The sequence below is a fragment of the Oerskovia sp. NPDC060287 genome, from assembly GCF_042726775.1.
Classification (GTDB): domain Bacteria; phylum Actinomycetota; class Actinomycetes; order Actinomycetales; family Cellulomonadaceae; genus Oerskovia; species Oerskovia merdavium.
Genome location: NZ_JBHXBO010000203.1, coordinates 1 through 7583 on the forward strand (window position 1 = coordinate 1; position 7583 = coordinate 7583).

Annotated in this window: 4 protein-coding genes and 1 pseudogene; 4 read left to right on the plus strand and 1 reads right to left on the minus strand. The window is 68.6% G+C overall.

The features are described from left to right. Positions 1-206: 206 nt before the first annotated feature. Positions 207-3647, minus strand: a complete 3441-nt coding sequence (locus ACFWFR_RS15380; protein WP_377623540.1) for an FUSC family protein — start codon at positions 3645-3647, stop codon at positions 207-209. Positions 3648-3911: 264 nt separating this feature from the next. Here ACFWFR_RS15380 and ureA point away from each other — a divergent pair, with 264 nt between their 5' ends. From ureA to ureC, 4 genes and pseudogenes are all read left to right on the plus strand, one after another. Next, positions 3912-4217 (plus strand): urease subunit gamma, encoded by a 306-nt coding sequence (ureA, locus tag ACFWFR_RS15385; RefSeq protein WP_377623543.1) that lies wholly within the window; start codon positions 3912-3914, stop codon positions 4215-4217. Positions 4218-4220: 3 nt separating this feature from the next. Further along, positions 4221-5171 carry a sirohydrochlorin chelatase gene (locus ACFWFR_RS15390; RefSeq protein WP_377623541.1) on the plus strand — a complete coding sequence of 317 codons (951 nt, stop codon included), beginning with the start codon at positions 4221-4223 and terminating at the stop codon, positions 5169-5171. 78 nt (positions 5172-5249) lie between these two features. Beyond that, positions 5250-5558 (plus strand): annotated as a pseudogene (locus ACFWFR_RS15395) (urease subunit beta); the annotation flags it as partial. 107 nt (positions 5559-5665) lie between these two features. Further along, the gene (gene ureC, locus ACFWFR_RS15400) at positions 5666-7390 is read left to right on the plus strand and encodes an urease subunit alpha (protein ID WP_377623542.1); all 1725 of its coding nucleotides are present in this window, start codon (positions 5666-5668) and stop codon (positions 7388-7390) included. The last annotated feature ends 193 nt before the right edge of the window (positions 7391-7583 follow it).

Sequence of the window (7583 nt, forward strand, 5' to 3'; positions counted from 1 at the left end):
GAGCGCGAGGGGAGCGGCGTCCGGTGCCAGGTCGCCCAGCTCGTCGAGGTCCCGACGGCGCAGCGGCCTCTCCCAGACGAAGTTCCGGCCGTGCACGGCCCACTCGCGCGTCCGGTGCTCCTCGGTGTCGGGGAGGACCGACGCGACCCGCCCGACGTCGTCCCAGGTGGCCATGTACTCGACGCTACGCCTGTGAGGCGGTGCTGTCAGAGCGTCGCCCTCGCCGCGGTCTCGTCCTTGTCGGTCGCCCCCGGTGCGACGTTCTCGATGAGCACCACGAGCGTCTGGTTGATGCGCTCGAGCTGTCGCAGCACGACGTCCTCGATGCGCGTCGTGGGCCCCGTCGGGTCGTAGTCGCTGCTGACGTCGAGGTTCTCCTCGACCTTGGTCGGGAGCCTGTCGTCGAGGGCGGCGCGCAGCGCACCGATGTTGTGGCTGGTGGTGAGGCGCAGGTGCTCCCAGTCCTCGGACGTGAGGTCGCTCCCGGCCTCGAGCATGCGTTCGACCGCGTGCGCGAGATGGCGCGTGTAGTAGGTCAACGACCAGACGGCCGTGAGGCGCCCCTCGATCCCGTCGACCTCGAGCGAGCCCGACGTCCGACGCAGCGGCGCGGCCGTGGCGTTGACCTGCCGGACGTCCTTGTTGATGACCAGGAGCCGCTTCTCGATGGCCTTCCTCGAGATCTTGCTCCCACCCTCGAGGCGCTCGAGACCCGCGACGATCACGATCTCGATGTCCGTGACGAGCTTGCTGATGTCCTTGTTGAGCTTGGTGCGCGTGTGCGTCGGGAACACGAACCACGCGACGAGCAGCGCGACCGCGGCCCCGAAGAGGGTCTCCAGGATCCTGATCTCGAGGGCCAGCGTGGTGAGACGTCCGAGGAACTCGTACAGGAGCGCGAAGATCATGGTGGTCCAGAAGTTCGACACCGCGGGCGAGACCGGCCGGTAGTACGTCGAGGCGAACACCGCGAGAGCCAGCAGCGGCACGATGATCGCCGGGTCCGCTCCCGTCCAGATCGCGATGCCGAAGCCCACCGCTGCACCCACCACGGTGCCCGCGACGCGCTGGGCCCCCTTGACGAACGTCTCACCGTCGGTGCCGCCCAGCACCTGGTACGCCGCGAGCGTCGCCCAGTACTGATGGGTCGTGGACACGGCCTCGCCGACGCCGAGTGCCGCGCCCGTCGCCACGGCGACCTGAGCGGCCCGCTTCGTCACGGGGGACAGGGGCTTCCTGCCGCCCGTCGGGGGAGCGGACGTCGCCAGCTCGTCGAGGCCCGCGTCGTCGATCTGCGCGTCGTCGGGATCGACCGTGGTGAGCGGAGGGGCGTCGGGGTCGAGGCCCGCGACCTCGGCCGTGCGGAGCACGTCGGCCGCGTGGTAGAGCTCGGTCGCGGCCTGGTAGAGCAGGCGCGCGGCCTGGGGCCAGTCGGCCGGTGGGCGATCGTCCTGCCAGGGTGCCAGGTGGGGTGTGGGGGCGGTCGGCGCGGAGCCGTCGAGCGGTCGGGCCGCGATCTCCGCGAGATGCGCCTGGAGCAGCTCGAGCCGTCCCGCGAGGCGTCCACGGAGCTCGAGAGGGATCGCGGTGCCCGTGACGTTGCGGGCAGCGGTCTTGAGGTTGACGGCTGCAAGCTCGGTGTCGAACACGTGCAGGCGCAGCTCGGCGCTGCGCGCAGGATCGAGGCCCGTCGCGTTCTCCTCGCCGGTCAGCTGGCCCGCGAGGAATGCGGCGCCGCGGTGGAGCTGGCGCATGTCGAGGCTCACGCGCTTGCGGATGTCGGGGTCCCAGCGGGCCCAGGACACGGCGTCGATCAGGGAGTCCATCGACGTCACGAGGCGTTGACCGAAGCCTTCGATGCCGCCCTGCAGCACCTTGCGGGGACGCTCGGGAAGGATCACGTAGTTCAGGACGAACGCCCAGGCGATCGCGAGCGCGGCGGCCGTGACGTACAGGAGCACCTCGGAGAGGTGCAGGCGCAGGATGAGCGCGAAGTAGTACGCCACGAACGTGACCTGGCCGAGGGCGCCCCAGCGCGGCCCGAACCGGCCGAGCCACACCCCGAGCGTCGCGACGGAGATCACGAGCACGGCGGTCCAGGCCGGGGAGTCGGAGACCAGCGCACCGAGCGCGACCACGAGGCTGATGGGCACGATCAGCAGGATGCTGGTGATCTTGCGCCCACGAAGCGTCTTGTCGACCGATATCCCCGTGCTCAGCATGGCCACGAAGCCACCGAACATCGCCGGCTGGATCCCGCTGCGCCCGGTGGCCTCGAAGAGGAAGTACAGGGAGACCACGGCGGCGCTCGCCGCGAGCACCGCGCGCCCGGCTGCGCGCAGGCGCGCGTAGCCGGGGTCGACGAGCGAGACGTGCTGGTCGACGAACGTCTCCCAGCGCGAGAGCCGGCTGCGAGCCCCCCGGTCACGGGGACCGAGCGCCTCGACGACGGGACCCGGGACGTCTTCCTCGAGGCTCTGGAGCGCCAGCGCGTCGTCGCTGTGCAGGATCGACACCGGCTTGTCGGTCACGATGATCGGCTGGTAGTCCAGGTCCTGGCTCACGGCGAGCGTGATCTGCTGGGCCCGGTAGGCGAAGGGCAGCCACTCGGTGTAGCGGCGGTAGGAGTCGTCGAGGTCGGTGAGCGGCTCGATCGCCGCGAGCTCCGCCATGTCGCGCTCCAGGTCCACGAAGCGGGCGACCCACTCGTCCCGACGACCCCGGTGGCGCTTCTCTTGCGCGTACCGGGCGAACTCCTCGGCGCTGACGATCTCCGGGACGTCGACGCTCGACCAGCGCAGCTTCTTCTGCAGGTACTCCCCGAACTCGAGGAACTGGAACGAGAGCGGTATCAGGTCCGGCTCGGTCGACGCGGGGTGCCCTGTCGGCAGACCCCAGCGGAGGGCGCCGAGGGTGCCCCCCAGCATCCGGATCGCGTAGGGGAGAGCGAACTGGTCGCGCCCGCTCTGGAAGTAGTAGGCAGCGTGGTGGAGCCTGATCCCGTCCGTGTAGCTCGAGAAGGTGCTCGCGATGCCGTCGAGATGCCCGTCGAGGCCTGTGGGCTGGCCCTGCTGGAAGTACGGGGCGAGGCTCGCGACGGGAGAGCCGGCGCCGCGCTCCGCGCTGAAGAACTGTGCCGACAGAGCGCGCAGGTCGCGGATCACGTCGTAGACGCCGAGGAGGAAGGTCAGGATCAGCGAGACGAGGACGACGCCGGTGAGCGTCTCCGCGATGCTCAGGAAGCGCAGCACGTCCGTCTCGGCCGTCAGGGACGATCCGCCGACCGTCGAGAGCTGTGCGGCGCTGAAGTACATCGCGTTGAAGAAGTCGAGGCTCGCGCCGGTTCCCGACACCGAGAACGCCGTCTTGGTCATCTGGCCGTAGTAGATCAGCCCGAACCCGAGGATCACCCCGAACAGCCAGGCGATCACCGTGATCATGATCTGCAGCCCCGTGACCTGGCGCAGCGCGAGGGGGCGCCAGCGTCTCGACATCCGGCGTGTGACGCGACGCAGCAGCCGCCACTGGGCCGAGGCGAGCGGGCCGGCGATGAATCCCGACTCGTCGTAGTTCAGCGCGGTCAGGAAGACGTCGAGCAGCGTGAGGGCAAGAATGACGATTCCGAGGACGAGCCACACGGTTTCCACGCGTTCAGGCTATACGGGGCGTTCCGTTCCGGCCTGGCAGGAATTCACGCAGGTCTTCTGTGGAGGGTTTCGGGCGAAATATCCTGACCATCTGTTGCGACGAGGTCGCATCTGGTCCGATCGTGTCCGTCGACAAAAGCGCTGGTCAGGGCATTGTCTCGCTTCCAGTTGCAGTCCCGGAGGGCCCGCGTAGGGTCAATGACATCAGACGCGAAGACCGATGGCTTCCGGCTGCCGGTCGCACCCCGAAAGGTCGTGCAGGCAATGAATCTCACCCCACGAGAAATCGACAAGCTGTATGTGTACCAAGTGGCAGATCTCGCGCGGAAGCGTCGTGAGCGTGGTACAAAGCTGAACCTCAGCGAAGCACAGGCGTTGATCTCCGAGGCCATTCTCGAGGCCGCACGGGACGGGAAGTCCGTGGCCGAGTGCATGGAGCTCGGGAAGAAGGTCGTCTCGGAGAAGGACTGCATCCCGGGCGTCCGGGAGAGGCTCGCACTGCTCCAGGTCGAGGCGACTTTCGTCGACGGCAGCAAGCTCGTCTCCTGTCACGACCCCGTGGCGGCCTGACATATGTCGGCAGGGGATCGCGACGAGACACGGCTGGTCCTCGTCGGGGGGCACGAGAGCGACGACGGCGCAGACCTGGGCTTCCTCAGGGACGCCCTGCCCGGCGTGATCGTCTCGCCGGCCGGGCGAGTTCTCCACAACACGGTGAGTGCACTGCTCGCCTCCGGTGACGCACCGGTCGCGGTCCTGCCCATGACGTTCGGCAGGAACCCGACGATGGTGGCCGACGTGGCCAAGACCCTCAAGTGGCTGAGCACCGGGGACGGTGCGGGCCGTGTGGTCCTGTGCGACGACTTCGGTGCGATCGACCACCTGATCGCCTGGCTGCGCAAGGCGGCGACCGAGACGGCCAAGCGCCGCCCCGAGGCCGCGCTCGTCATCACGGCGAGGTCGTCGAACCCGTTCGACGACGCCGAGCTGTACCGCGTGGCTCACCTGGTGCGGACCCACGGAGCGGGGCTGGCGGTCGAGGTCGCCTGCGTCGAGGAGGACGCCGAGGTCGCGGAAGCCGTCCGGCGCGCGAGGCTCCTCGGTGCCGAGGGATCGGTCGTGGTCCCGGCGGGCTTCGCGAGGACGAGCACCGCCCCCTGGGGGAGCGGGGAGCTCCTCCGGGCGACGTTCTACGGCCCGCTCATGTCGGAGCAGGCGATCCTCCAGGTCGTCCGGCAGCGGCTCGCCGCCGCCGAGCACAGCCTGAGCCACGGGCGCGACGGGATCGAGACCGGGTTGCTCGCCGACCACGGCCACGGGTACGCCCACTCCCACGCGTTCGAGGAGAGCCAGGGAGAGCATCCTCACCCGCACCCCCATCCCCACCCGCACTCTCACCCGCACGGCGGTGGCGACCATTCGCACGCCCCCGTGAACACCGCGCACGGGCACGACGGCAAGCACCACGAGCCGCCGGCTGCCCACGGCGCCTCCAACGACGAGGTCCTCACCCATCGTCACTGAGCGGTCCGCGTGACCGTCTCGTCACCGATCCATCGAGCAGCACCACGACGCGAACAGCAGCAAGTGGAGGGAAGAACGATGCTAGGTAGCCCCAAGTACCACCACACCGACGAAGACATCGAGATCAACGCGGGCAGGGAGACGGTGACGCTCAAGGTGAGCAACACCGGTGACCGCGCCGTGCAGATCGGTTCGCACTTCCACTTCTTCGAGGTGAACCGTGCACTGCTCTTCGAGCGGGAGAAGGCGTACGGGATGCACCTGGACATCCCCGCCGGCACCGGTGTGCGCATCGAGCCCGGCGACACCCGGGAGGTCACGCTGACGGCCTACGCCGGGACACGTCACGTCGTCGGCTTCAACAACCTGGTCGACGGCGGGCTCGACTCGCGGCAGACCCGGATCGACTCGCTCGCCCGGATGACCGAGCGTCAGTTCAAGGACGGCAAGCCGACAGCGCGGACCACCGGAGCTGCGAAGAAGGGGAAGAAGTAATGGCCATCATCTCCCGCAAGCAGTACACGGACCTCTTCGGCCCGACCACCGGCGACCGGGTCCATCTCGCCGACTCGAACCTCGTGATCGAGATCGAGAAGGACTACAACGAGGGGCACTACGGCGACGAGGTCGTGTACGGCGGTGGCAAGTCCGCTCGTGACGGCATGGCGGCGGACCCGCAGGTCACGAGCGCCCAGGGTGGCCTCGACCTGGTCATCACCAACGCGATCGTCCTCGACCCGGTCCTCGGGGTCGTCAAGGGCGACATCGGCGTCAAGGACGGGAAGATCGTCGGGATCGGCAAGTCCGGCAACCCCCACACGCAGAGCGGGGTCGACCCCCGGCTCGTCGTGGGCGCCGTGACCGAGGTCATCTCGGGCGAGCACCTGATCGCGACGGCGGGCGGCATCGACAGCCACGTGCACTACATCTCGCCCCAGCAGGCCCAGGCCGCGCTCTCGAACGGCATCACGACGCTGTTCGGCGGAGGCACGGGTCCGACCGACGCGACCAACGGGGTGACCACGACCCCCGGTGCCTGGCACATCCACCGCATGCTCCAGGCCGCGGAGGACATGCCCGTCAACATGGGCTTCCACGGCAAGGGCAACGGATCGCTGCCGGAGGCGCTCATCGAGCAGATCAAGGCCGGTGCCTCCTCGCTCAAGGTGCACGAGGACTGGGGCGCCACGCCTGCGGCCCTGAGCAACGCCCTGACCGTCGCGGACGAGTACGACATCCAGGTCTCGGTGCACACCGACAGCCTCAACGAGGCGGGGTTCGTCGAGGACACGATCTCGGCGATCGACGGCCGGACCATCCACACCTATCACACCGAGGGAGCGGGCGGTGGGCACGCGCCGGACATCATGAAGGCGGCCGGGTACCCCAACGTGCTGCCGTCCTCGACCAACCCGACCCTGCCGTACACCGTGAACTCGGTCGACGAGCTCCTCGACATGGTCATGGTGTGCCACCACCTGTCGCACGACATCCCCGAGGACGTCGCGTTCGCCGACTCGCGCGTCCGTGCCGAGACGATCTCGGCCGAGACCGTGCTGCACGACGAGGGCGTCCTCTCGATGTTCTCGTCCGACTCCCAGGCGATGGGGCGCATCGGGGAGTCCTTCACCAGGGTCTTCCAGACGGCTCACCACAACAAGGACAAGCGCGGGCCGCTGCCGGAGGACTCCGAGGGCAACGACAACTTCCGGGTCCTGCGCTACCTGGCCAAGATCACGATCAACCCGGCGATCACCCAGGGCGTCGGCGACTACATCGGGTCGCTCGAGGACGGGAAGATCGCGGACATCGTCCTGTGGCCCGTCGACGCGTTCGCCGCCAAGCCCAAGATGGTGGTCAAGGGCGGGCTCATCAACTGGGCGCTCATGGGGGACCCCAACGCGTCCCTCCCGACCCCGCAGCCGGTCTACTACCGGCCGATGTTCGGAGCCCTGGGCAAGGCCAAGCAGAAGACCCGTGTGACGTTCATGTCCAAGGCGGCCATCGACCTGGGCGTTCCCGAAGAGCTGGGACTCGAGAGCCAGGTGCTCCCCGTCGTGCGGTGCCGCGCGATCGGCAAGGAGCACATGGTCCGCAACGACGTCGCACCCGTGATCGAGGTCGACCCGGAGACGTACAAGGTGACGTTCGACGGGAAGCCCGCTCACATCGAGCCGGCCGAGTCCCTGCCCATGACCCAGCTCTTCTTCCTCGCCTGAGGGTGGTCATGACCGAGACGCTCCGGACGAGGACCGACGTGAGCGCCCTTCTCGTCAGCCTCCAGCTGTCGGACTCCGCCTTCCCGAGCGGCTTCTACACGATGTCGCACGGGTTGGAGGGTTTCAGCCAGGCACGCCTGGTCGACCGCGGTGACGTCGAGAGCCTGCTCACGGGTCTCCTGCTGCACTCGGT